Source organism: Pantoea sp. CFCC18177, assembly GCF_059412425.1.
On sequence record NZ_JBNBPL010000035.1, the window covers coordinates 24,850 to 45,723 of the forward strand.

General features: G+C 59.3%; 25 protein-coding genes. 22 read left to right on the forward strand and 3 right to left on the reverse strand.

Features of this window, described 5'->3' with window-relative positions; translation table 11 throughout:
* Positions 1–6 precede the first annotated feature (6 nt).
* The 22 genes from gpW to ACPUC8_RS24345 all read left to right on the forward strand — a co-directional run bounded on the left by gpW (position 7) and on the right by ACPUC8_RS24345 (position 17,770).
* Entirely contained in the window at positions 7–267 is a 261-nt protein-coding gene (gpW, locus tag ACPUC8_RS24240) for a gpW family head-tail joining protein (protein WP_494927600.1), read from the forward strand.
* Entirely contained in the window at positions 267–1,904 is a 1,638-nt protein-coding gene (locus tag ACPUC8_RS24245) for a phage portal protein (RefSeq protein WP_494927601.1), read from the forward strand. The genes gpW and ACPUC8_RS24245 overlap by 1 nt, the downstream gene beginning before the upstream one ends.
* Positions 1,904–2,767 (forward strand): S49 family peptidase, encoded by an 864-nt coding sequence (locus ACPUC8_RS24250; RefSeq protein WP_494927602.1) that lies wholly within the window; start codon positions 1,904–1,906, stop codon positions 2,765–2,767. Before ACPUC8_RS24245 ends, ACPUC8_RS24250 begins: the two co-directional genes overlap by 1 nt.
* A gap of 1 nt (position 2,768) precedes the next feature.
* The gene (locus tag ACPUC8_RS24255) at positions 2,769–3,377 is read left to right on the forward strand and encodes a hypothetical protein (protein ID WP_494927603.1); all 609 of its coding nucleotides are present in this window, start codon (positions 2,769–2,771) and stop codon (positions 3,375–3,377) included.
* Entirely contained in the window at positions 3,377–4,051 is a 675-nt protein-coding gene (locus ACPUC8_RS24260; RefSeq protein ID WP_494927604.1) for a head decoration protein, read from the forward strand. The genes ACPUC8_RS24255 and ACPUC8_RS24260 overlap by 1 nt, the downstream gene beginning before the upstream one ends.
* A 101-nt stretch (positions 4,052–4,152) precedes the next feature.
* Positions 4,153–5,205: a major capsid protein gene (locus ACPUC8_RS24265; RefSeq protein ID WP_494927605.1), complete on the forward strand. Its 1,053-nt coding sequence runs from the start codon at positions 4,153–4,155 to the stop codon at positions 5,203–5,205.
* A gap of 3 nt (positions 5,206–5,208) precedes the next feature.
* Positions 5,209–5,667, forward strand: a complete 459-nt coding sequence (locus tag ACPUC8_RS24270; RefSeq protein ID WP_494927606.1) for a hypothetical protein — start codon at positions 5,209–5,211, stop codon at positions 5,665–5,667.
* A 2-nt stretch (positions 5,668–5,669) separates the two neighbouring features.
* Entirely contained in the window at positions 5,670–6,014 is a 345-nt protein-coding gene (locus tag ACPUC8_RS24275) for a head-tail joining protein (protein ID WP_494927607.1), read from the forward strand.
* The gene (locus ACPUC8_RS24280; RefSeq protein ID WP_494927608.1) at positions 6,011–6,556 is read left to right on the forward strand and encodes an ATP-binding protein; all 546 of its coding nucleotides are present in this window, start codon (positions 6,011–6,013) and stop codon (positions 6,554–6,556) included. Before ACPUC8_RS24275 ends, ACPUC8_RS24280 begins: the two co-directional genes overlap by 4 nt.
* A 15-nt stretch (positions 6,557–6,571) precedes the next feature.
* Positions 6,572–6,841 carry a DUF2635 domain-containing protein gene (locus tag ACPUC8_RS24285; protein ID WP_494927609.1) on the forward strand — a complete coding sequence of 90 codons (270 nt, stop codon included), beginning with the start codon at positions 6,572–6,574 and terminating at the stop codon, positions 6,839–6,841.
* Positions 6,841–8,334 carry a phage tail sheath subtilisin-like domain-containing protein gene (locus ACPUC8_RS24290; protein ID WP_494927610.1) on the forward strand — a complete coding sequence of 498 codons (1,494 nt, stop codon included), beginning with the start codon at positions 6,841–6,843 and terminating at the stop codon, positions 8,332–8,334. Before ACPUC8_RS24285 ends, ACPUC8_RS24290 begins: the two co-directional genes overlap by 1 nt.
* 87 nt (positions 8,335–8,421) lie before the next feature.
* Positions 8,422–8,790, forward strand: coding sequence for a phage tail tube protein (locus ACPUC8_RS24295; protein ID WP_494927611.1), 369 nt, complete (start codon positions 8,422–8,424; stop codon positions 8,788–8,790).
* A 5-nt stretch (positions 8,791–8,795) separates the two neighbouring features.
* A complete protein-coding gene (locus tag ACPUC8_RS24300) occupies positions 8,796–9,341 on the forward strand; it encodes a phage tail assembly protein (RefSeq protein WP_494927612.1) in 546 nt (181 codons plus the stop codon).
* A gap of 115 nt (positions 9,342–9,456) precedes the next feature.
* A complete protein-coding gene (locus ACPUC8_RS24305; RefSeq protein ID WP_494927613.1) occupies positions 9,457–11,310 on the forward strand; it encodes a hypothetical protein in 1,854 nt (617 codons plus the stop codon).
* A 58-nt stretch (positions 11,311–11,368) separates the two neighbouring features.
* Positions 11,369–12,775 carry a DNA circularization protein gene (locus ACPUC8_RS24310; protein ID WP_494927614.1) on the forward strand — a complete coding sequence of 469 codons (1,407 nt, stop codon included), beginning with the start codon at positions 11,369–11,371 and terminating at the stop codon, positions 12,773–12,775.
* Positions 12,772–13,839, forward strand: coding sequence for a phage baseplate assembly protein (locus ACPUC8_RS24315; protein WP_494927615.1), 1,068 nt, complete (start codon positions 12,772–12,774; stop codon positions 13,837–13,839). Before ACPUC8_RS24310 ends, ACPUC8_RS24315 begins: the two co-directional genes overlap by 4 nt.
* Positions 13,839–14,420: a phage baseplate assembly protein V gene (locus ACPUC8_RS24320; protein ID WP_494927616.1), complete on the forward strand. Its 582-nt coding sequence runs from the start codon at positions 13,839–13,841 to the stop codon at positions 14,418–14,420. The genes ACPUC8_RS24315 and ACPUC8_RS24320 overlap by 1 nt, the downstream gene beginning before the upstream one ends.
* Positions 14,417–14,851 carry a phage GP46 family protein gene (locus ACPUC8_RS24325; protein ID WP_494927617.1) on the forward strand — a complete coding sequence of 145 codons (435 nt, stop codon included), beginning with the start codon at positions 14,417–14,419 and terminating at the stop codon, positions 14,849–14,851. Before ACPUC8_RS24320 ends, ACPUC8_RS24325 begins: the two co-directional genes overlap by 4 nt.
* 3 nt (positions 14,852–14,854) lie before the next feature.
* The gene (locus ACPUC8_RS24330; protein ID WP_494927618.1) at positions 14,855–16,000 is read left to right on the forward strand and encodes a baseplate J/gp47 family protein; all 1,146 of its coding nucleotides are present in this window, start codon (positions 14,855–14,857) and stop codon (positions 15,998–16,000) included.
* Positions 15,997–16,602, forward strand: a complete 606-nt coding sequence (locus tag ACPUC8_RS24335) for a YmfQ family protein (RefSeq protein ID WP_494927619.1) — start codon at positions 15,997–15,999, stop codon at positions 16,600–16,602. Before ACPUC8_RS24330 ends, ACPUC8_RS24335 begins: the two co-directional genes overlap by 4 nt.
* 59 nt (positions 16,603–16,661) lie before the next feature.
* Positions 16,662–17,537 (forward strand): glycine-rich domain-containing protein, encoded by an 876-nt coding sequence (locus ACPUC8_RS24340; protein ID WP_494927620.1) that lies wholly within the window; start codon positions 16,662–16,664, stop codon positions 17,535–17,537.
* Positions 17,537–17,770, forward strand: a complete 234-nt coding sequence (locus tag ACPUC8_RS24345; RefSeq protein ID WP_494927621.1) for a hypothetical protein — start codon at positions 17,537–17,539, stop codon at positions 17,768–17,770. Before ACPUC8_RS24340 ends, ACPUC8_RS24345 begins: the two co-directional genes overlap by 1 nt.
* 5 nt (positions 17,771–17,775) lie before the next feature.
* Here the strand turns inward: ACPUC8_RS24345 and ACPUC8_RS24350 are convergent, their stop codons facing one another.
* The 3 genes from ACPUC8_RS24350 to ACPUC8_RS24360 all read right to left on the reverse strand — a co-directional run bounded on the left by ACPUC8_RS24350 (position 17,776) and on the right by ACPUC8_RS24360 (position 20,553).
* Entirely contained in the window at positions 17,776–18,036 is a 261-nt protein-coding gene (locus ACPUC8_RS24350) for a helix-turn-helix domain-containing protein (protein WP_494927622.1), read from the reverse strand.
* A 331-nt stretch (positions 18,037–18,367) separates the two neighbouring features.
* Entirely contained in the window at positions 18,368–19,366 is a 999-nt protein-coding gene (locus tag ACPUC8_RS24355) for a ParB/RepB/Spo0J family plasmid partition protein (protein WP_494927623.1), read from the reverse strand.
* 14 nt (positions 19,367–19,380) lie between these two features.
* Positions 19,381–20,553 (reverse strand): AAA family ATPase, encoded by a 1,173-nt coding sequence (locus ACPUC8_RS24360; RefSeq protein ID WP_494927624.1) that lies wholly within the window; start codon positions 20,551–20,553, stop codon positions 19,381–19,383.
* Positions 20,554–20,874 lie beyond the last annotated feature (321 nt).

Below are 20,874 nucleotides of genomic sequence, written 5' to 3' on the forward strand. Positions count from 1 at the left end.
CAGACCATGCAACCACTTGATAGCGGCATCCTTGCCGGGATGCCCCGCGACTCTTTGCAGTCGATGCTGACCAGCGCACAGCAGGCTTATGCCGAAATGGCGATGGGAAAAAAAACCGTTTCACTGAGTTACACGCAGGGCGACGGCACGCGTTCGGTGGCCTACCAGCCAACCAGCATGGCGCAGCTGACGCAGTTCATCATGCAGCTGCAGCGCGCGCTCGGGATGCCGGGCGGTCGCCGCCGTAAGGTGAGGTTTCGCTACTGATGAAACAGAATCCCGTCCGAATCCTCGGCGCTAACGGGCTGCCGCTGGAACCTTCCCGCCCGAACTTTAAGGCGCTGAACGGTTCTGGCCGGGTTCCGTATGACGCCGCCGACTCGTTCAGCGACCAGCTGGGCGGGTGGCAGCCGACGCTGTGGTCCACCGACAACGAAATCAATATTTACCGCGACCGTATTGTGGCGCGTTCGCGCGACATAGTCCGTAACGACGGCTGGGCCGCCGGTGCGGTCACGCGCATTCTGGACAACGCGGTCGGGGCGACTTACCGCCCGATTTTTAAGCCGGACTATCAGGCGTTACAGGTCCTGACCGGCAACAAAGCGTTTGATGCCGTATGGGCCGACGAGTACGCACGCTACATGGCCGCACAGTGGCGCACGTGGGCCAACGACGAGGGCCGCTGGTGCGACTATGAGCGTAAGAAAACCGTTTCGCAGATGTTCCGGCTGGGGCTGCGTCACAAGCTGATTGATGGCGACAATGTGGTGATCATGCACTACACGCCCGAAAGGCTGGGCTATGGCCGCGCGCAGTTTGCAACCTCAATGCAGGTGATTGACCCGGACCGCCTGAGCAACCCGCAGCAGGTTTACGACATGGCGCACACTCGCGGTGGCGTAGAGCTGGATGATTACGGCGCGCCGGTGGCGTACCACTTCCGCAGGGCGCATCAGGGTGACTGGTGGAGCGGTGAAAAAACCATGACGTGGGAGCGCGTACCGCGTGAAACCCCATGGGGCCGCCCGATTGTTATCCATGATTTTGACAGCGACCGTGCCGCACAGCATCGCGGCCTGAGCATGTTCGCCCCTGTCATCCAGCGTCTGAAAATGCTGATTAAGTACGATCAGAGCGAGGTTGAAGCCGCCATTCTGAACGCCGTGTTCGGGGCGTTTATCGAATCCCCCTACGACCAGCAGATGGTCGAAGAGGGCATGGGCGACAGCGGCCAGCTGGGCGCGTATCAGGAAGAACGCATCGACTACCACGCTGACCGCCGCATATCCCTGCAGGGCGGCCTCGGCATCAACATGCTGTTCCCGGGTGAAAAAATCGGCATGGTTAACGCCGCCCGCCCGAGCGGAAATTTTGCCGCGTTTGAATCCGCCGTTCTCCGCAATATCACAGCCGCCACCGGCCTCTCGACGCAGCAGGTTACACAGGACTGGTCAGACGTTAACTACTCTTCCGCGCGCGCCGCGATGCTGGAAGCGTGGAAGACGTTAACCCGCCGCCGTCACGACTTTGCCACCGGGACCGCGCAACCAGTAGCTACCTGTTTAGTAGAGGAAGTGCATTCCCTCGGAGGCGTGCCGCTGCCAGCGGGTGCGCCCGACTTTCTGGAAGCACGTTCCGCCTACAGCCGTGCGAAATGGATGGGGCCGGGGCGGGGATGGGTGGACCCCGTCGCCGAGAAGAAAGGCGCGATTCTCGGTCTGGATGCCGGGATGTCAACGCTTGAAAAAGAAGTCGGCGACAGCGAGGGCGACGACTGGGAAGAGGTTATCGACCAGCGCGCCATTGAGCAGGCCCGCTTTGTTGAGCGTGGCCTCGCGCTGCCTGAATACCTGCAAGGGGACGAAGCCAGCAAGACGATCACCGACCCGGAGGAAAAATAGTGAATCTGCCGTTACTGGCGCAGCGGCTTTTCAATACGCCGCTTGCGCTTCACCCGCGCAAGGCCGAGGTCGTGATGGCCGCGCTGTCCGAGCGTTTTGGCATTACCCGCATCAATGGCCCTTCCATGATGTGGGATGACGACGAAGATTTCAGCCGCCCCGCGCGTGGCCGTGACCGCGACAAGGGTTACGACATGGCGGGTCCGGTGGCCGTCATCAACATTGAGGGCACACTGGTGCAGAAGTCGGGCCGCCTTCGACCCTACAGCGGCATGACCGGCTATGACGGTATTCGCCAGGCATTTTTAACGGCCATGACCGACGAGAGCGTGAAAGCCATCATGCTTAACATCGACTCTCCGGGTGGCGAGGTGGCGGGCTGCTTCGACCTTGTGGACGAAATCTACAAGGCGCGCGGCAGTAAGCCTATCTGGTCTGTGCTCAACGAGTCGGCGTATTCCGCCGCCTACGCGCTTGCCAGTGCTGCCGACCGCATCATCGTGCCGCGCACCGGCGGCGTCGGTTCAATCGGCGTCATCGTGATGCACTGCGACTGGACGCAGAAGATTAAAGACGACGGGTTAACCGTCTCGATCATCACATTCGGCGACCGCAAAGCCGAATCCAACCCTTATCAGAAACTGAGCGACCGGGCACGCGATGCAATTCAGCAGGACGTGAACACGATGGGCGCGCTGTTTGTGAGTACCGTCGCCCGCAATCGCGGGATTTCTGAAAAAACCATCCGGGGAACGCAGGCCGCGACGTTCATCGCTGCCGAAGGCGTCGAGCTGGGGCTGGCTGATGCCGTCGCCCCGCCTGACCGCGCATTCCGCGACTTAATCGCCATTATCGGAGAGTGACATGCCGAAGTTTGTAAACCCGTTCGCCCATTTGATGGGCCTGAATAAATCGGCGAAAGCCGCCAAAGGTCGCCGCGCCGAGGAAGAGGAAGACGAGCGCGACGAAAACGCCGAAGACGACGATCAGGACGAAAACGCGGAGGAAGACGAGCGCGACGAAAACGCCGAAGAGTCTGACGACGACGAAAACGCCGACGACGACGAAGAGGACGAAAAGGCGAAAAAGGCTAAAAAAGCCAAAGGTAAAAAGGCCGATGACGATTCGGACGACGCCGACGCCGCCGCCTCGGTAGCCAAAGGTCGCCGCATGGAGAAAAAGCGCATTGCGTCGATTCTCGGCTGTAAGGCCGCTGGCGGAAATATCGCGCTGGCCGCTTACCTCGCCTGTAATACCAGCGTTTCCGCGTCCTCAGCGATTGCACAGCTGAACATTGCCGCCGCGACCAATCCGGGCGCAGGCAAACAGGCCACCGGTCGTGTGTCGCTCGATGAGCGCATGGGCAATCTGCCGCGTGTCAACGTCGGCCACGACGCCGAACAGGCCACCGGACCAGCCGCAGGCATCACCGCGATGGTAAATCTCTATAACGGACATCAGGGCAAAAAATAATGACCACTGTTAACCAGTTCGGACAGAACCCGTGGCAGCCCGCCGCGATTCAGGACACGTTTATTCCCGATCAGCTGATTGCCAGCAACGTGCAGCTAGTGACAAAAACCATCACGATTGCCGCTGGCCTGAAACTCAAGCGCGGCACCGTGCTCGGTCGCGCCTCGCTTCACAGCGTCGCGGCCAGTGCCGTCACCGGCACCGGTAACGGCACCGTGGGCAGCCTGAGCGTGGGCAGTGCGGCACAGGTCGGTGCGTACAAGCTGACCGCGACCGATGCCGACACCTTTGCGCTGACCGACCCGAGCGGCACCGCCGTCGGCACCGTGACCGTGGGAACGGCCTTCACCAGCAATCAGCTGAACCTGACCATTACCGCAGGCGCGACCGCGTTCGTGGCGGGTGACCTGTTCACGCTGACCGTGTCGGAGCCGACCAACCTCTATAGCGAGTGCGTGCGCACCGCGACCGACGGTTCGCAGGTTCCGAGTGCCATTCTGGTCGATGACGTGGACACCACCAGCGCGGCCAACACCGCAGGCGTTTACATCATGGGCGGCTTCAACCAGAACCGCATTACCTACGATCCGACGTGGACCGTGGAAGACCTCGCCGACGCCCTGCGCGGCTATTCGATTTTCCTCCAGGACAGCATCACCGGCCCCGGCGTCTAACCGCCCCCGCTAAACCCTGAACCGTGAATTTATGCCCTTAACCGGGCAGGGATTCGCACGTCCAAAATTTGCCCGCCTCGCGCGGGCTTAGTGAGAATTTTATGACCGTTACCGCCAATATTTTCGACACCTCCACGCTGGTCGGCATCGTCCCGAACCTTCTGACCGCACAAAACTGGATGCTGGACCGCTTCTTCCCGAACATCGTGACCAGCGACACCGAGTTTGTGTCTATCGATGTGGACGTCGGTCAGCGCCGTATGTCGCCGTTTGTGTCGCCACTGGTGGCGGGCAAGCTGGTCGAGCAGCGCCGCATGCAGACCAACACCTTTAAGCCGGCTTACATCAAAGACAAGCGCGTGCCTGACCTGCGCAAACCGATTCGCCGCCAGATTGGTGAGCGCATCGGCGGCGAGTACACCGCCGCGCAGCGTGAGCAGCTGAACATGATGTTCGAAATGGCCGATCAGGTGGACATGGTGCAGCGCCGTCTGGAATGGATGGCGAATCAGGCCATGCAGTTCGCACAGGTGACCATTTCGGGCGAAGGCTACGAAACCACCGTGGTCGATTTTGGCCGCGACAGCGCGCTCAGCGTGACGCTGTCAGGCACCGACCTGTGGAGCGACACCACGACCACCGGCATTCAGTACGACAAGCCGACCACGCACATCACCGAGTGGGTGACGACCGTTCTCCAGAAATCGGGCGGCGTGGTTGAAGACGTGGTGTTCAGCAATTCCGCCTGGAATGCGTTCATCAAGGATGAAACGCTCAAAGGCGCGATCATCTTCCCGCAGCTGAACACGCTGGGCAACGTGGTGAACCCGGGCACGCAGGTGAAGCGCGGCGCGGTGTACAAAGGCCGCTGGGGCCAGCTGGATCTGTGGCTGTATAACGACTGGTTCATTGACGAAAACGGCGTCGAGCAGCCGATGCTGGCCGATGGCACCGTGTTGCTGTCAGGCCCTGACCTGATGGGCACCCGTGCGTTTGGCGCAATCATCGATCCACAGTTCAACTATGGCCCGATGGCGTATGCGCCTAAAACGTGGGTGCAGGAAGACCCGGCGCAGCGTTTCCTGATGATGCAGTCAGCCCCGATTGTCATCCCGAGCCGTGTAAACGCCTGCCTCGCAGCCGTGGTCGTGTAACGCATGGCCCCGCGTAAACCCGCGTCGGCAGAGAATGCCGACCAGACCGACGCTACGGCGTCGGCTGAAATCACCGCACCAACGGCACCCGACAGTGCCGAAAACGCCGCAACAGTCGAATCCGGCACGGATTCAGCCGTTGTAACACCAACCCCGCCTGACGATAGCGACGACGACAGCGATTCCGACGACGAATGCGACTGTGGCGAGCATGACTGCGACTGCGATAGCGACGACGACAGCGAAGACCTGCCGGAGTTTATCGAAGTGGTCGTGCGCCCGAAAAAGCATGTGCGCCACAGCGGCAAACAGCACCCCGCGAATTCGGCGGTGGAGCTGCCGCGTGCGGATGCTGAACGTCTGAAATCGCTCGGCGTCGTGGACTATCTGGAAGACCTTCAGAACGCCGCACAGGCCAGCCCCCGGGTGAGCATCACCGGTGGCAAAGTCACGGTGAGCTGACCATGGCCGTCGATTGGGACAGTGAATTGCTGTCCCCGCTGCAGGACACATTTGGCGAATCCGTCAACTACCGTCCCGCCAGTGGGGCAGCCTTCGACATTTCAGGCATTTTTGACCGGCCCTACACGCAGGAAGTGGAACCCCTCGACGACGGCGACCCGAGCATTAACACCACGCACGCTGTGTTAGGCGTGCGTGACGGGGAGTTTACCGCCGCTGGGCGTGCGCTGCCGGTGCAGGGTGACATGCTGTTTGTGGTGAGCGTGGCGACCGTGTTTAAGGTCGCTGACGTCCAGCCAGACAGCCACGGGGGCCGGAAACTGGTACTGAACCGGGTGAAACCATGAATGCGGCCAGTGTTCGCACGATGGTCGTGGCCGCCCTGAAAGCCGCCGCGACCGATGCCGGGGATCGTGTCTATTCCCCGCGCGATTGGGCGACCCGTAGCGAGGATTACCCCGTGCTACTGGTGCAGACGCCCTTTGATGAAAAGCAGTCATTAGGGCGTAACGCCCCGCAGTTCAACACCGTGACCACGGTACGCATCACGGGTCGTCTGGAAGCGTTCGACAGCGCAACCAGTGACGGGGCCGAGCTGGCCGAAATGGCGCTTGAGACGCTGCGCGAGCAGGTCGAACAGGCCGTTATCAACAGCTATGACCTGACCAAAGTCACGCAGCAGTACAAACACATCCGCTCGGCGATTCAGGTGGACGCAGGGGGCGATGGCCACATCGCCCAACTGACCTACGAAATCGACGTGGAGTATTACCAAGGGCCAGAAGATTTCTACCCTGTCCCGTCTGAACCGCTGGAAACGCTCGGCCTGCGCGTGAAGCAGCCGGACGGCACCACACAACCCGGCTTTGACGCCAGCCTACCGCAATAACCGAGAACCCAACCCATGAAATTAAAACCCGCTGACGGGCGCGCCGTGCGTGACCCCGTCAAAGGCACCCTTTTGCCCGCAGAAGGGGCTGATGTGGTTGTCGATGCGTTCTGGCGTCGCCGCCTGCGCGACGGTGACGTCGTGGAAGTGACCGCTACGGCCACGGCCAGCACGTCAACCGCCAGCACCACGACCACCGCCGCCAGCACCACGGCATCGGCGGCCACCAACACGGCCAGCACCGCAAGTGCTGATACCACTACCAGCACGGAGGCCAGCAGCTAATGACCGTTGCCTTTTCTAACGTCCCGAGCACTCTCCGCACCCCGCTGTTTTACGCGGAGATGGACAACTCTATGGCCAACTCGGCCACGGCCACGCAGCTAACGCTGATTATCGGCCAGCAGCTGGACAGCGCTACGCAGGCCGCAGGCGTGCCGTTCCTCGCCTCGTCAGCCTCCACCGTGGGCGGCGTGTGCGGCTATGGCTCAATCATTCACATGATGATGACGGCCTATCTTGCGAACGATACGGCGGGCGAAATTTACATTCTGCCGATTGCCGACGGCACCGCGACCGTGGCCGCGACGGGCACCATCACCGTGACGGCGGTTGCGACCGCAGCGGGCACCCTGTCGCTGTATATCGGCGGCACGCGCGTGCAAATTGCCGTGACCACCACGGACACGCTCGCCACCATCGCCACCGACTTAGCCGCTGCGATCAACGCCGCGACCGCGCTGCCGGTGACTGCTGTGGCCGCAGCGGGTGTCGTGACCGTGACCGCCAAAAACAAGGGCGCGCACGGGAACAACATCGATATGCGCCTGAACTACCTCGGCACGGCGGGCGGTGAATCCACGCCGACCGGCATGGCGCTGACCATTGTTGCAATGTCAGGCGGCACCGGCACCCCGTCGCTGGATGACGCGCTGGATAACCTCGGCGATAAGGCGTTCGACTTCATTGTGAACCCGTACACCGACACGACCTCGCTGGATTCGGTGAAAACCCTGCTTTCGGACAGCACGGGCCGCTGGAGCTACGCCTCGCAGCTGTACGGCCATTCGCTGGGCACCCTGTTCGGCACTTACGGCACGCTGACCGCCGCCGGTGAGCTGCGCAATAACCAGCACGAATCGCTGGTCGGCGTGTACGACTCGCCATCGACCCCGTGCCAGTGGACAGCGGGAATTTGGGGCGCGGCTGCCGTCAGCCTGCGCAATGACCCGGGTCGTCCGTTGCAGACGCTGTCAGTCGCGGGAGTTCTGGCACCGCCGCTGGCGTCACGCTTCACCCTGACCGAGCGCAACAACCTGCTACACAGCGGGATTTCGACCACCACGGTCGCAAGCGACGGCACGGTCCAGCTGGAAAACATCATCACGACCTATCAGACGAACAGCTACGGCGACGCGGATGATTCGTATCTCGAAATTGAAACGATGTTTCTCCTGATGTACGTCACGCGCTACCTGAGCAACGTCGTTACGACCAAATACGCCCGCATGAAACTGGCCGCCGACGGCACCAAGTTCGCCGCCGGTGCGGCCATCGTGACGCCGAACACCATCCGCGCCGAGCTAATCGCGCAGTACACCACGCTGGAATACAACGGCTACGTCCAGGACTCCGCCGGGTTCGCAGCGGGCTTAATTGTTGAGCAGAACAGCAGCAACCCGAACCGCGTCGATGTGCTGTGGCCGGGCGTGCTGATTGACCAGCTGCGCATCTTCGCCCTGCTGAACCAGTTCCGCCTCCAGTCTTCCTCTTCATAAGGATTTTAAGCAATGGGTGATACCACTAACCGCCTCGCCGGGACGGCCAACGTCCTCCAGTCTTCCTCTTCATAAGGATTTTAAGCAATGGGTGATACCACTAACCGCCTCGCCGGGACGGCCAACGTCACCGTGGACGGCGTAACCATCATGATTGCGGGCGACTTTGAGTACAGCCCGTCAACCGTGAAGCGTGAAACCCTCACGGGCATGGATGGCGTACACGGTTACAAAGAAACCCCGGTTGCGGGGTCTATTTCGGCAACCGTGCGTGACAGCGGCGGCACCACCGTCGCCGACTTCAACGGCCAGACCAACGTCACGGTGACGGCGCTGCTTGCCAACGGCAAGACGATCATCGGGTCCGGCCTGTGGTCTGTTGACCAGCAGAACGTGAAATCCGAAGACGCGACCTTTCCGGTGAAATGGGAAGGCATCAGCGTAACGGAGAGCTGATTGCTATGGATGAGGTCGTTTTCCTGAACCATTTTGGCCCGCAAGGGCCTTTCCCGCTGCGTGAGCCGCTGCGCCATGAGGTCGAAGAGTTCTATAAGAACACCAAGGCCACGAACGCGCACGCGGCCATGGGCGAGCTGATTGCCAAAATGTCCGGCAAGCCGGTCGCCGAGGTGGATGCGCTCAAGCTGACCGTGCTGCGTCGCGGTCAGGCGTATTTGCTGCATTTCATCAACTACGACCCGCCAGCCGCAGACACGTCGCGCCCGCTGTCGGTCCAGCTGGACAAGCAGATCACCAACTTTAACGGGTCCGAGGCGTGGGAAGCGTTCACGCTGGATGAGCCGGACTTCGCCACCTTCAAAGCCTATTACGCCATGTATGAGCAGAAGGGCGACGATGAGGCGATGGCCTGGCTGATTGCGGAGCTGTCCGGGGTGAATCCGGTTGCCCTGAAAAAGCTACCGATCACCAAATATCTCGAAGCACAGAGCTATCTGGCGGCTTTTTTGCGCTTCTTCCCGGACAGGGAGAGTGGGAAGACAAGCTAGCCGAAGTCACGTTTTTCTATAAGTGGGGGCCGACGGATGCGGCCCGCCTGACGTGGAGCCGTCTTCTGTTCTGGGACCGGCAGGCCGGTCGCATTAACAAGCTAAGGGCGCAGTGATGGCGAACAGTTTTGATTTTGAATTGCGCGCCGACGATCAGGTCAGTGCTGCGCTGGAAAAGATTAACGAGCAGGTGAAGGGCTTACAGCCCGAGCTGGACAAGACTAATGACAGTCTGGAGCTGGGCGGGCAGGGAACCAAGGATAATTTAGGCGACCTGAACAAGCTGTTTGGGCAGTTGGGGCGGTTTGCGAAGGATAACGTCCAGTTTATCGGTGACATGGTCCCGCCGCTGCGTAACTTCACCGGCATGGCGGGTAAGTTTGGCGGTCTGGTCGGTAAATTCGGTTTAGCCGGTGGCGCTGCCTACCTCGCGGGCAAAGGGATTTCCGCCATGGGCGGGCAGATTAGCGAGGCGGCAGACGACGCCTACAGCCTGCAAGTCGCGGCAGAAAACGCCGGGATGGGGGTTAAAGACTTCACGCAGCTGGCCGGGGCTATGCGCCTTCTCGGCAGCGACAGCGCCAGCGCGCGCGGCAGCGTGGAGGGGCTTTATAAAACGTTCAACGATGCCCTGCAGGGGCGCAACAGTTCCGCGCTCGCGGTCATGAATCAGATCCACGCGGGGATTGTGCGCAACGCAGACGGCACGGCCAACGTGCTCGGCACCATGCAGCAGCTGGCCGCCGTGTTCCCGAAACTGTCCCCGCAGAATCAGAAGACGGTCGCCGACGCGCTCGGTCTGGATGCCGACGGCCTCCAGCTGCTACGCGAAGGCGCACGCCTGAAAGAGCTGTTAACCAAGTCTGACGAGGTCGGCTTAACGGTTGACCCCAAGGTCAACGGCCAGTTGGTGACGCTTAACCGCGACCTGACCGATTTGGGCGCAACGTGGGACGGCCTGAAAAACCGCATGAACCAGAAAATTGCGGGGAGCTTGCTGTCTGACGGTTCGGTGACTGACGGGATTAAGGGCATTGCCAAAGTCTTTCAGCACCCGACGTCGGGGCTGGCATGGGAGCAGGCTGGCGGGTTTATCAGTGACAAGCAGGCTGACTGGATTGGCCGCGCGCGCAAAGACAAGCCCTTTATGGACTCGCTCTCCACCAGTGAGCAGATGGCAATAATTACCGGCCATCTGGATTCGGATTCCATCAAAAATAAATTGCAGGTGCGTTACGGTCTGAACGCGCAGGCGAATCAGCTGCAGGATGACGTTCGGAACCTGACTAACCCGGTAAACGGCGCAGGCGTGCCCGCCAGCGGCGTGCAGGACCGTTACGCGTTATCGGTCGCCAACAATAACCCGTGGAACCTGCGCTATGCAGGGCAGCCCGGGGCAGTTCCGGGCGCGAAGAACTTCGCCCGGTTCGGCAGCGGTGACGATGGCGTATCAGCCGCAGACCGCCAGCTGATGCTGTACTACACCGGTGAGTCGAAAAACGTGGATCACCCGCTGCGCACCCTGTCGGAAATCATCAACAAGGCATCGCCCCGCAGTGATGGCAACGACACGCCCGCGATGATTGCCAACGCCAGTAAAGAGCTGGGGATTGCGCCGGATGCGCAGCTGAACCTGACGGACCCGCGCGAACGTGCCCGCGTGCTCGGCGCGCTGTTCAATCAGGAGGGCAACAACCCTTACACCACGGACCGCATCCAGCAGATTATTCAGGCCCGTTCCCCTCAGCAGTCGATTGTAACCCCGTACCGCTTACCCGGCGCACCCGCAGCAGGCCAGCAGGCCGCGCCAAGTGCGCAGGATATTGCGAACGCGGTATCGGAGGCGCTGAAACAGAACGGCATGAAGGTTGAGATCACGATGGTAGACAGCAAGACCGGACAGCGGCAGACCTACACCGGCAACGGTAACGGCGCAAAAGTCACAACGGCGATGACCTTCCCGCGCTAACCCCGCAATCCCCCGTAACCGGCCCCGTGCCGGTTTTTTTGTATCTGGAGCAAGGCAAATGACGATTGTAAGTTCGGCCCTGTCCAGCCTTCTCGGCGGGTCCGGTGATTCATGGAGCTGGCAGGACAATTTACACGCCGCCTCGTTCCGTGGCGTGCCGTTCGCCGTGACCGAGGGCAGCGCCTCGTTCGGCAGGCGCCAGGCGGTTCATGAATACCCCTACCGCGATTCTGTGTGGGTGGAGGATATGGGCCGGGGCACCCGCCATATCCACATCACCGGCTTTATCGTACAGAGCAGCAGGATTTACACCGCGTCCGACGTGATGACGCAGCGCGACTCACTGGTCGCCGCCGCCGAAACGTCAGGATCGGGCACGCTGGTGCATCCGACGCTCGGCGAGCTGACGGTGAGCGTCACCGAGGGCGGGTTACGCATCCATGAGAGCATGGAAGAGGGCCGCATGTTCCGCTTTACCCTGACGGTCATTGAGTCAGGGCTGAAAGTCTTTGCCATCACCAGCGCAGCGGATGCCGTTTCCACGGTTAATACGTCCTGGCTGTCTACCGTGACCACCATTGCCGCCCGCGCTATCGCAGAGATTAAGGGCGATATGCGCAGCGTGTCGCAGGCCATCAAGACGATTAAAAGCACCGTCGCATTCTGGACCAGCAACGTCGAGGGCATTTTTACCGAGGCGACCAACCTCAGCAACGTCCTGAAAAGCACGTTTGGCAGCACGCGTTACGGTCGCTACAACACCGGCAGCGTGGGCGGTAACGCCTCGGGCACGTCATCCAACACCGACAACACCGCCGACACGGACGACTATTCCGCGCTGGTAGCCACCAAAATCGCCACATCGGTAGAGAACAGCGCCGACATGACGACGGCCATTGCGACGCTGTCGGCCAGTGCGTCACTGGATGAGTTTTCCACCAACCTACAGGCCGTGTATACGGTCATGCTCGATAGCGTGGCGGGCGGGTCTGACCTGATTGATTCGCTGGAATCGCTGTCCGGGTTCAGTGATACCACCTACCGCCAGGACACTTACGACAGCGCGGTCGCCGCCGACGTGGCCATCTTCATTAACACGCTGACCGCCTCGGCGATGGCTTATGCCGCCTCCACATACACGCCAGCCAACTACGAAGAAGCGACCGCGCTGATTCGCCGCGTGGCCGACGTGATGGACGCGGCCATCGTGAGCGCTGCCGACGCCGGTTACGACGACATTTACGAAGCGATGCAGACGCTGCGCAGCGACACCGTGACCGCGCTGGAGAGCAACGGCGCAAGCCTTGCCCGGGTTATCACCGTGACCTATGCCAGCCCGTTACCGGCGCTGACGATTGCGAACCGTCTCTATCAGGACGCATCCCGCACGGAGTCGCTGGTCAAAATGGCCGACCCCATTCACCCGGCCTTCATGCCGACCAGTTTTAAGGCGCTGACCTCATGAGTGATGACCTCACCCTGACGATTAACGGAAAAGTGCTGTCGGGCTGGGACTCGGTGCGCGTGACCCGAAGCATTGAACACCTGCCCTCTGATTTTGAGCTGTCGCTGATGGACTATTTCCCCGGCAGCGACAACAAGCAGCTGGTTAACCCGGGCGATGCCTGCGTGGTGAAAATCGGCACCGATGCCGTGATTACCGGCTACATCGACCGCTGGGCACCGATGATTTCGCGCGCACGTCACGCGGTCATGGCGACGGGCCGCAGCAAATGCGCGGATCTGGTCGATTGCTCGGCCTACTGGAAAAACAACGTGATCAGCGGCGCAACGCCGCTACAGATTGCGCAGCGGCTGGCTAAGCCTTACGGCATCACCGTGACCAGTGACGTCACGCAATCGACCGCCGTGCCTCAGTTCACGCTCAATTGGGGCGAGTCGTCACAGGAGGTTATCGACCGTATCAGCCGCTGGGCGGCGCTGCTTTATTACGACCTGCCAGACGGCAGCCTGTTTTTAACCCGCGTCGGCACGAAGCAGGCCGCCAGCGGCGTGAAGCAGGGCGAAAACATCCAGCAGGCCGCGTTTGAATCCAGCATGGACGAGCGATTTTCGGTTTACACGGGCGTGTCTATGGCCGTGAACCCGCTGAATGAGGCAAGCGGCGATGCGGCTTACGACTCGGTGGCACTGGCAACGGCCAGCGACCCGGAGGCGTCAAAGATGCGCTACCGCAACCGCACGATCATCGTGGAAAGCACCATGACCGCGAACGCGCAGGCGCAGGCGTGCATCGATTGGGAAATGAACCGCCGCTATGGCCGCTCAAAGCGGCTGATGGTCACGGTAGACAGCTGGCGCGACAGCGCGGGCAAGCTGTGGGAACCCAACACCCTGATTCCGATTTCCGTGCCCGTGTTCGGCATCACCGACGAGGTCTGGTTACTCGGCGAGGTGACATTCCGCAAAGACGACGAGGGCACCGCTGCCGAAATGGTCCTGATGCCGCCAGCCGCGTTCAGCGTTGAGCCGTACCAGTTCTATCAGAACATCAAGGAGGTGAATTAATGGACATTTCCCGCCTTTATCGTGCGCTGAAAATGATGGTGGGCATCGGAAAAGTCACCGGCATGGCTGACGACGGCCTGACGCAGACCCTGCAAGTGCAGACCGCGCTGGACGTCATGAACGTGCGCCGCCTGGCTGAATTTGGTTTTACGTCAGCGCCCCCGGAGGGCAGCGACGTGCTGGTCGTGAGCCTCGGCGGCGACCGTTCCAGTTCGGTCGTCATCAGCACCAACCATAAAGACTCACGTCTGACCGGCCTCAATAGCGGCGAGTGCGCGATTTACAACATTTCCGGGATGTTCATCAAACTGACTGCTGCAGGTGTAGAAGTCGAGGCAAACGGGCAGCCGGTGACGGTTACGAATGCGACCACGGTCACAATCAACGCATCAGAAGGCGTCGTGATGAACACCCCTGTTTTGCAGGTTTCTGGCGACATTGTGGACAACACCGGAAGCGGGAACATCAGTTCCCTGAAAGACCTCCGCGACAGCCATAACGATCACGACCATGACGTTAAAAACGTTGAGGGTGGCAGCAGCACTATCACCAGCGAGAAGACGGAGGACCAAGTCGGATGACGGATATCACAACCATCTGGAACGTCTCGCAGTCTTCCGGCGACTGGCAGATTGGCAGCGGCGATCTGACGTCCGGCAGCGACCTCGATACGGCCATTTATATCAGCCTGTTTACGGACAGGCAGGCGCGCAGCGATGACGACTACGACGGCACGGACCGTAAGGGATGGTGGGGCGATACCGATGCCGACTATCCAATCGGCTCGCGTATCTGGCTGTTACGGCGTCAGAAACTCACCAGCAGCACGGCCACTAAGGCGGCGTCTTATGCGAAAGAGGCGCTGCAATGGCTTATCGATGACGGCGTCGTCGAGAGCGTCACGATCAACACGCAAATCGTTTACCCGAAGCGCCTCAACATGGCGATCACCTATCAGAAGCCCGATTTAACCAGCACCACGGTGCAATATTTTTGGGTTTGGGAGTCTTAACCGATGCCATACAGCAGGCCCACGCTTACCGAGTTACGCACGCGTAACCAGAACACCATTAAAACCGGGCTGGAGAACATCGGCGCGCTGTTGCGTTTTGCCAACATGCGCGTGCTGGGGGATGTCAGCGCCGGAATGAGTTACCTGCATTACGGCTATATGGACTACATCGCGCAGAACTCCACGCCGTTCAACGCCGTCGATGAAAACCTTGCAGGCTGGGCCGCGCTGAAAAGCGTGTACCGCAAAGCGGCCACCGCTGCCACCGGTTCGGCGGTCCCGTTCACGGGCACCGCCGGTTACACCATCGCCGCCGCCTCGGTCCTGAACCGCAGCGACGGCTATCAGTACACGGTAGACGCTGAAGTGACCATCGGCACCGACGGCACTGGCACCGGCACTATCACCGCCGTGCTGCCTGACACCAGCACCGACTCCACCGGCGGCGGCGCAGACGGCAACGCCGACTCAGGAACCGTGCTGACGTTTGACGAAGCAATTTCCGGCATCACCAGCACAGTGACGCTGACCACCGCCGTCACCGGCGGCGCGGATATTGAGGACGAAGAGACGTTCCGCTCGCGCATGTTGTCAGCTTTCCAGAACACCCCGCAGGGTGGCAATGATGCCGACTATATCAAGTGGGCGCTTGCCGTATCCGGCGTTACGCGGGCATGGGTGACGCGTCGCCTGATGGGGGCGGGAACGGTCGGCGTTTATATCATGCTCGACAGTGACGACACCAACGACAACGGGTTTCCGACGGGCACCGACGGCGTATCGTCATCAGAAACGCAACTCAGCGGCGGCGTGGCAACGGGCAACCAGCTGACGGTCGCGGATGCGCTCTACAGCCAGCAACCGGCCACCGCCGTCGTGTATATCTGTTCGCCGGTTAAAACCCTCGTACCGTTCGACATTTCCGGGCTGTCCAGCGCTGACAGCACCGTAAAAACGGATATTTCCACCGCCATCAGTACGCTGTTTTTTAACGATGGCGAACCGGGCGGCACCATCTATCTGTCGGACATTATGGCCGCCATCGCGGGCGTGGACGGTTCCGAGGGCTTCATTCTGACCAGCCCCACGACTAACGTCGTGATGGGCACCGGTGGTTTGCCGGTCGTGGGCACGGTGACTTACGCATGAGTAAATTCAGCCAGGACGAATATACCCGCGCCTTACAGGCGCTGATGCCCGTGGGTCTGGTCTGGCCGCGTGAAGTGGATAGCGTGCAGGCGCAGGTTCTGGCCGCGATGGCTGCCGAGTTCGTCAACAGCGACAGCGATGCGATTTCCCTGCTTAAAGGCGCGTTTCCCTCCACGTCCACGATCATGCTGTCGGAGTGGGAGAGCACGCTGGGTCTGCCCGACGACTGCGCGATCGGGGAAACCGATTCTATTGCGTTACGCCAGAAAGCCGTCACAACCAAACTGACCGCCACCGGCGGCCAGTCGGTGACGTATTTCATCGCGCAGGCCAAGGCGCTCGGCTACATCGTCACTATCCAGCAATTCCGACAGGCCCGCGTGGGGATGTCCGTTGCTGGGGCCGCGCTGAACGGGGAGGATTGGCCGTTTGTTATGCAGGTTACGGCCCCCGAAACCACGATCACCTATGCGCAGGCCGGTGCGAACTATGCGGGCGACCCGCTGCGTTCGTGGGGCAATAAGCTGCTTGAATGCCGCCTGACCAGTCTGGCCCCGTCGCACGTCATCATCCAGTTCGTTTACACGGCCACCACCGACTAACCCCCTTTTTCTGACTCATTTTTCTTTTAGCGCCTTAACTGGCGAGGGAATCCCTTTGCATGCAGCAAATCAGTGAACTAACTACGACCGCCACCAGTGCGGGCGAATTTACTAACGGAGCCGTATCAACCGGCACATCACCAACCATTCTTGATGCGGGCTGGTTCAACACCGTGCAGCGCGAAATTATCGCTGTTGTTGAGGCGGGCGGCCTGACGCTGGACCCGTCAAACGATGCGCAGATGATTGAAGCCATTCAGACGCTGCTACTGGCGCAGAACGCTGGTCGCTTACTGGCAGTACAGGTGTTCACCGCATCAGGCACGTACACCCCGACCACCGGCACCTCTAAAATTCTCGTTCGTGCTGTGGGTGGCGGTGGCGGTGGCGCGGGCGTTCCTGCCGGGTCGTCTACATCGAACTCTATTGGTGCGGGCGGCGGAGGCGGCGGCTATGTAGAGGGGCTTATTACGGCGATCCCTTCCAGTGTGACTGTGACCATTGGCGCAGCGGGAGCCGCAGGGGCATCTGGCGGCGGCACGGGAGGAACCGGCGGCACTACAAAATTTGGCAGCTTAATTACCTGTGCAGGCGGTGTAGGTGGCGGCTATGCCACGACCGCAAACACAGCAGCTACGGCTGGCGCAACAAGTGGCGGTACGGCCTCAACGACTTCTGACGTTACGGTTCTTATCGGTAATAGTGGCGCAATTGGCAGTCCCGGTTATATGACCGGCGGCAGTGGTGGATGTGCAGGTAATGGAGGCGGGAGTCCGCTGGGCGTAGGCGGCAAGGGTTCTGCTAATGGTGCGGGTGGAGCAGGTTCAGGCGCAGGCACCGGCGGCGGCGGCGCAATGACTATCATCACCAATACAACCGCAGCAGCAGGCGGTGCAGGCACGGCAGGTAAAGTAATTGTACTGGAGTACGCATAATGACAGCACAGACTTACGCAATGATTCAAAGCGGATCGAACGTTGTGGACAACATCCTCATTGCTGATTCATCCGATGATTTCGCTACGTTGTATCCGGGAGAAACCTTACAGGTTGTCGCCTCTGGCGTTTTCTGTATGCCGGGCATGTATTACAACAGCGCAGACAGTCTCTATTACATTGACGCCGCATTCACGACGACAACGCCACCAGCCGACTATAACAGCGATTAAGCCAGCTAATCTGAGCTGTTGCTTATGGCAGAAAATCGGGCGGGGATAGCGCTTAACAGCGTGACGACAGGGACGTCGAGCACTTCACACAAGTGTACTAATTCAGCTATATCAATACGGCGTTCGCACCGCTCTACCTTTGATATAAAAGATTGTGGAACACGAAGCGCTCCAGCCAGCTGGACCTGCGTAATTCTTTTTTCTTTGCGTATACGCACCAGCGCAGCAATCATCGCGCGATAGTCGTTAGGGAAAATGGATGGCATTAGCCCGCCCCTGAAATATTCTAAAACGGACTATCTTTCACGCGCGAAAATAACCCAAAACCGGATATTGGCGCGCCGGATAAAATAACCTTATCTGGAATATTTTGTTAACTATTGGCGCGCGCTGTCAGATTAATTAATCAGCGATTGACCGTAATTATTTACCTCAGCGATTATCATATTTACGACCTGAAATGAAAAAAGCCGCTTGCGCGGCTTTATCTCTTTGTACCGTTGCACGCAGATGTTAAATTACGTGCATCGGCGTGTTCTCCTGTCGTAGAAGACCGTTGATGCGCCCTTGCGGCTGGCGTGCTGCAAGGGCACCTTTTCAGGCTTTCCCCGTTTTTTCTTCCAGCTGTTTGAACAGGTTGTTCACTTCCTCGCTTCCCCCCGTTTTTTCGATGCTTTCCATGATGACCTCCAGACGTTTAATCAACTCAGTGTTTTCGGCCTTAATGGTAAATTCCACGCTGTCTTCTTTGTACTTTGCCGTTACACCCTTAACAAAGGTTCTGACACGCACCTCTGGCTTTTCCTTCCACGGCTTCGCCGCTTTCAGCGTTTTGACGATGAAATCCGCCTCCAGAATCTCAGTGCGTCGGTACATCGCCAGTTCCTCGGCCATATCCATCATTGTCACAGGATTGTCTTTATAAACCTTCTGAAGTTCCTCACCGGCGCGCGCCGAGAGTTCTGACGGGTTAGCAAACAACTTGATGATCTCGATGGGCAGTTCTGCCGTCGCCATGCAGCGAATCACCACGCGCCGTGCCAGATTCTCGCCCTCGGCCATCGCTTTAACGTTGCCGTTATAGAAGTTGTCTACAAGGCGTTTGTAGCGTTTTCCGCGCTCGTAGGCGCTGGTCGGGCGGTAGTCGTTACCGATTTCGGTCAGGCTGGCCATCTGCGAGTCTTCCAGGTCGCCAACCCACACGCAGTATTGGCGTCCGGTCATAATCGCGGCCATACGGCGACGGCTGCCGTCTGCCACTTCTATCACCCCGTTAACGTCGCGGCCAATGGCCGGGAATTGCTGGCCGTCGGTTTTGAACGTCGGGATCAGGTCGTCCAGCGTGTCCTCGGTTAACAACTCCTGCAGGCGCTCGTTGGCACTCCAAACCATGGTTTTACGTTCGACCTGTTCACCCGGTATGACGTGCAGGGTAAATTTTACCGGCTTGCCTGCGACGTCAACGGTCATCGTGTCGCCCTGCGACTTATTCAGTATTCCGTGCAGCTGGTTAAGGGCTGGCACTGACGAAGACTGCGCCGTTGTTTTTGCCGTCTCGCTGATATTTTTCATATCAATCTGTGGCGCTTTACTCATTCCGCCTCGTTTCATTATTTGGCCTCCTGTGACCAGCGTGGTTTGATCAGCTTCTCGTAAATTTCTTTGCAAACGGGTTCCCAAATATCGACCGCGTTTTTCCATGCGCGATTGGTACCGCGCTGTTCGCTTGCCTGTTCGAAGATGGTTCGCATCTTCACCTGACCTTTGCCGACCTCCTCGGTTACGCGAACCACCTCGTCGAGCACCATATCGCCGAAGGCGCTGCTAATCATTTCCCGCATCCACGTTGACTGGCTGCCAGGCTGCAGGCTGTATTTGGTAATCAGCACCCGCACATCAGGCTCAAAGCCGCCGAGGTCTACCGTTTTAATCAGGTCGTGCAGCATGGCAAAAAACTGATGGACGGAAATATAGTCGTACAGTTCCGCAGGGGTCGGGACCACCACGACATCGGAGGCGCACACCAGATTTAACGTGCCCACGCCGAGGTTAGGCGCGCTGTCCATCACGATGACGTCATAACCATCCCATACGGATTCGATGGCCGCGCGTAACAGCAGATGCGGGGCTGTCGGCAGTTTCCCCGCCTCGGCCAGTGGATAAATTTCGCTTTCAATGCGGTGAATAGCCAGACACGACGGGATAATGTCGAGGTTAGGCCAGCAGGTCGGCTTAATAGCGTAAAAGGCATCATCGCGCTGCCCGAGGTAAAACGGTAACAGCGTGTCGTCTTCGTGAACGTGCAGGTCAGGCACATAGCCGTGATACAGCGACGCTGTGGCCTGTGGGTCGGTTGCATCCACCAGCAGAACCCGTAACCCTTGCAATGCTAGCCACTGCGCCAGATGGACGGCGGTCGCGGTTTTATATGCGCCACCTTTATGCGCTGCTACACCCACGACAACCGGATCAGCGCCAGCTGGTCGGTAGGGTTGAGTTCCAAACACGTCGCGCATGTGGTTAATCTGCGCAATTGAGTAACCGGCGCGCTGTTCTACTCTGCCTTTCAGCGTCATATCAGGCACCGGCAGGCGACCATCCTGTTCTGCCGCACGAATAGTCGGCTGTGACACGCCTACCATTTCTGCCGCTTGTTCGATTCCCCAACGGCGGGTAATCGTGCGGGATTCGGGAGAATCATCGCCAAACTGAGCCTGAGCAACAGCCCGTGTTAATGCTGCGCCCCGTGAAATGCAGTCCTGCAAGCGCTGTAAAAGTTCCATTGTGTACCTCCTGTCGTTTTGTGTGAAATCCATTAAAACAGCCTATTTTGCGCAAAACAAGCAGTTTTTGATGTTTTAGCAGAAAACAACTCTCACAAAGGCGGCTGACAACGTAACAATGAAGCACGAAGGAAGCGACACAGGAACCATGCAGGACGAGTGCCTGATTCACAGGTAACACCCCTAACATAATGATTTTATTAAGCGGTAACGATGCCTGCTATGGGTAACACCATGAAAGTCACGCGACAAAAATCACCCTTCCTTAACGAATCCCACACGTCAAAAAATCCGCATCAACTTATCGTCACCAAATCACAA

Bases quoted from the DNA above. Each gene is read 5' to 3' on its own strand.
- ACPUC8_RS24345 (WP_494927621.1), top strand. From the start codon at position 17,537: ATGACAGCACAGACTTACGCAATGATTCAAAGCGGATCGAACGTTGTG.
- ACPUC8_RS24255 (WP_494927603.1), top strand. From the start codon at position 2,769: ATGCCGAAGTTTGTAAACCCGTTCGCCCATTTGATGGGCCTGAATAAA.
- ACPUC8_RS24330 (WP_494927618.1), top strand. From the start codon at position 14,855: ATGCCATACAGCAGGCCCACGCTTACCGAGTTACGCACGCGTAACCAG.
- ACPUC8_RS24280 (WP_494927608.1), top strand. From the start codon at position 6,011: ATGAATGCGGCCAGTGTTCGCACGATGGTCGTGGCCGCCCTGAAAGCC.
- ACPUC8_RS24270 (WP_494927606.1), top strand. From the start codon at position 5,209: ATGGCCCCGCGTAAACCCGCGTCGGCAGAGAATGCCGACCAGACCGAC.
- ACPUC8_RS24340 (WP_494927620.1), top strand. From the start codon at position 16,662: ATGCAGCAAATCAGTGAACTAACTACGACCGCCACCAGTGCGGGCGAA.
- ACPUC8_RS24300 (WP_494927612.1), top strand. From the start codon at position 8,796: ATGGATGAGGTCGTTTTCCTGAACCATTTTGGCCCGCAAGGGCCTTTC.
- ACPUC8_RS24350 (WP_494927622.1), bottom strand. From the start codon at position 18,036: ATGCCATCCATTTTCCCTAACGACTATCGCGCGATGATTGCTGCGCTG.
- ACPUC8_RS24335 (WP_494927619.1), top strand. From the start codon at position 15,997: ATGAGTAAATTCAGCCAGGACGAATATACCCGCGCCTTACAGGCGCTG.
- ACPUC8_RS24260 (WP_494927604.1), top strand. From the start codon at position 3,377: ATGACCACTGTTAACCAGTTCGGACAGAACCCGTGGCAGCCCGCCGCG.
- ACPUC8_RS24315 (WP_494927615.1), top strand. From the start codon at position 12,772: ATGAGTGATGACCTCACCCTGACGATTAACGGAAAAGTGCTGTCGGGC.
- ACPUC8_RS24290 (WP_494927610.1), top strand. From the start codon at position 6,841: ATGACCGTTGCCTTTTCTAACGTCCCGAGCACTCTCCGCACCCCGCTG.
- ACPUC8_RS24355 (WP_494927623.1), bottom strand. From the start codon at position 19,366: ATGAGTAAAGCGCCACAGATTGATATGAAAAATATCAGCGAGACGGCA.
- ACPUC8_RS24295 (WP_494927611.1), top strand. From the start codon at position 8,422: ATGGGTGATACCACTAACCGCCTCGCCGGGACGGCCAACGTCACCGTG.
- ACPUC8_RS24305 (WP_494927613.1), top strand. From the start codon at position 9,457: ATGGCGAACAGTTTTGATTTTGAATTGCGCGCCGACGATCAGGTCAGT.
- ACPUC8_RS24320 (WP_494927616.1), top strand. From the start codon at position 13,839: ATGGACATTTCCCGCCTTTATCGTGCGCTGAAAATGATGGTGGGCATC.
- ACPUC8_RS24325 (WP_494927617.1), top strand. From the start codon at position 14,417: ATGACGGATATCACAACCATCTGGAACGTCTCGCAGTCTTCCGGCGAC.
- ACPUC8_RS24360 (WP_494927624.1), bottom strand. From the start codon at position 20,553: ATGGAACTTTTACAGCGCTTGCAGGACTGCATTTCACGGGGCGCAGCA.
- ACPUC8_RS24275 (WP_494927607.1), top strand. From the start codon at position 5,670: ATGGCCGTCGATTGGGACAGTGAATTGCTGTCCCCGCTGCAGGACACA.
- ACPUC8_RS24265 (WP_494927605.1), top strand. From the start codon at position 4,153: ATGACCGTTACCGCCAATATTTTCGACACCTCCACGCTGGTCGGCATC.
- ACPUC8_RS24245 (WP_494927601.1), top strand. From the start codon at position 267: ATGAAACAGAATCCCGTCCGAATCCTCGGCGCTAACGGGCTGCCGCTG.
- gpW (WP_494927600.1), top strand. From the start codon at position 7: ATGCAACCACTTGATAGCGGCATCCTTGCCGGGATGCCCCGCGACTCT.
- ACPUC8_RS24285 (WP_494927609.1), top strand. From the start codon at position 6,572: ATGAAATTAAAACCCGCTGACGGGCGCGCCGTGCGTGACCCCGTCAAA.
- ACPUC8_RS24310 (WP_494927614.1), top strand. From the start codon at position 11,369: ATGACGATTGTAAGTTCGGCCCTGTCCAGCCTTCTCGGCGGGTCCGGT.